Below are 2327 nucleotides of genomic sequence, written 5' to 3'. Positions count from 1 at the left end.
AATTAACGTTTGAAACAGAGTTAGAAGCTACAAAAAAGAATAGAGAATCATACTCGTTATCACTTGATTAAAAAAATAATGTAACCAAACAAAAGGTGTTTGCTAAATTAATTAGTGAACATCTTTTTAATTACAGGAAGGAATATTAGATGAAAAACAAAAAAATAAGGTGTACGTTGTTCTTTCTGCTATTAATCATATTAGTTTCTTGTAATAAAGATCAAGAAAGTAGTAAACAGCAAAGTAAGGTAGAAGAAAAAGAGGTAATTACTGTAGATGAACCTAAAGAAGTGATTACAGAAACAAACAAGTTACCTTATAATCCAAATGATTTTAAAAGATCACTAGGAGCTATCGAGATTGCTATGTTACAAAAAGATGGGGAATTTAGTGGTGACAAGTATAGTTACTCAAATTTAACAAATGAAATTGATTCATTTTCTAAAGATTTAACAGCTACAGAATATTATGAAGAGCTTTTAAAATTACTTAAAGAAGATTATACTGGTCAGATTAAAAAGATAATAAACTATGATGTAAATGTCGATTCAGGAAATGATATTCCAGATGAAAAAAACAGTACTCAAGAGAATTTGATAAAAGATATTAAATATGTAATTATGATTGATTCTAGTGGAAGTATGGCGGGGGAAATTAATGGAGAGACAAAAATGGAGATAGCTAAGAAATCTGTTACTCAATTCGCTAATAACCTTCCAGAAGGTTCTCAAGTATCCTTAAGAGTTTATGGTCATGAAGGCACTAATCAAGAAAAAGATAAAATGAAATCTTGTGCTGCAGTTACTGAAATATATAAAAACATTTATAATGCAACTGAATTTTCAAAATCATTAAATGAAGTTCAACCTGTAGGTTGGACACCCATAGCTAAAGCTTTAGAATCTCTGAAAGATGATGATAAAGAATCACAGCTAGTGGTATATGTAGTGAGTGATGGTATAGAAACTTGTGGAGGAGATCCTGTTCAGTCTGTACAAAATTTAAAGAATATGGGCTTTGATATTACTGTTAACATATTAGGGTTTAATATTGAAAATAAGGAACAAATGGCTTTACAAGCTATTTCAGATGCTGGAAACGGAGAGTTTCAAAATTTCACTTCTCAAGAAGATTTAAACAAATACTTAAGGAAGCAAAATGAAAAATTGAGATATGAGTGGTCTGTTTGGAAAGACGAGGGAATTGAAGCTTCTTTAAATATTAGTGATTCAAAAAAAATAGAGATTTCAGATATTGAAACCAATATTAAGGAACTGGCGAGTATAGAATATGAACATTTGAAAGTAGCTATAGCTTATATGAAAAGTAAATCATTAATAAATAATGAGCAATATGAAACGATTTCTAATGATATAAATAAAAGGTATTCTCAAATCACCAATTATGCTCAACAGACAAGTGAAGAAACACGTAATGAAATAATTCTAAACACAAGCGAAAATTTGAAAAAGTATAAAGAGTTAAGAGAAGAAAAAATAAAAGAATCTTTTGCAAACTGAAATAAAAAAAACCTATCCTTTTTTTAAAAAAAGATAGGTTTTTTTATTTTAAACAACGACATTATAACTGTGCAAAAAGACTCTTTTTTTAGGAGTTTATATTAGTCCAATTATACTATTCTTTTGATTTTAGAGCCTTTTTCGGTAAAATTTGTTTATTTTATATTGATATTAATATACAATATAAATATAAAATTAAAACGGGGGTTTGAAATTATGTCTCCAATGAATCAGAAAGCTAAAATAATTGGTGTGGCAGTTGTAGCAACTGGTGTAACAATTGGGTCTTATGTAACTATTGATCAACTTTCTAATAAGCAGCAAGCAAATCAAGTAACTACAGAAATTGACCCTAACAAAGTCAATCTTAAAACAAAAGATTCAGATGAAGATTTTGATAGTGAATTAGACATCGAGAATGAAGAAGACGAATATAGTGATTTGGCTGAAAGAGCATCAAAAAACCAAGAAGATTACTCAGAAGTTTTTGCTTACGAAGAAACAAAGGATTCAGATGATGAACTTTTAATGAGAGCATCAAAAGACCAGGAAGATTATTCAGACGTCTTTGCTTATGAAAATAATGGTAAAGATCAATCTGAATATGCTTTTTCTAATAATGAAGATCAAGTTAAGTTAGATCAAAATGGTAACTTTGCATTTAATGAAGAAGATAATTTGTTAGCTGATGCTGGTGATATTGATCCTAAAGAAGAACTGGAAGAAAAATTAAAAGAAAATGATACACAAATTGCTGGTGAGGTTATTACAAATCCAGATGTTGGTTCAGGCGAAGGTGAAGTAACA

General features: G+C 29.1%; 2 protein-coding genes. Both read left to right on the top strand.

Annotated features, from left to right (window positions below; genetic code table 11):
* Positions 1-149: 149 nt before the first annotated feature.
* On the top strand, positions 150-1520 hold the full coding sequence (locus BFL01S_RS19385) for a VWA domain-containing protein (RefSeq protein WP_061786697.1): 1371 nt from the start codon (positions 150-152) through the stop codon (positions 1518-1520).
* Positions 1521-1736: 216 nt separating this feature from the next.
* Positions 1737-2327: hypothetical protein (locus BFL01S_RS19380; RefSeq protein WP_218008545.1), on the top strand; the 591-nt coding region annotated here is incomplete at its 3' end.

It is taken from the genome of Priestia flexa NBRC 15715 (assembly GCF_001591565.1).
Classification (GTDB): domain Bacteria; phylum Bacillota; class Bacilli; order Bacillales; family Bacillaceae_H; genus Priestia; species Priestia flexa.
This window is presented reverse-complemented; position numbering and strand designations above follow the sequence as displayed.

Coding starts and splice junctions, on each gene's coding strand:
- BFL01S_RS19385 (WP_061786697.1), top strand. CDS start 150: ATGAAAAACAAAAAAATAAGGTGTACGTTGTTCTTTCTGCTATTAATC.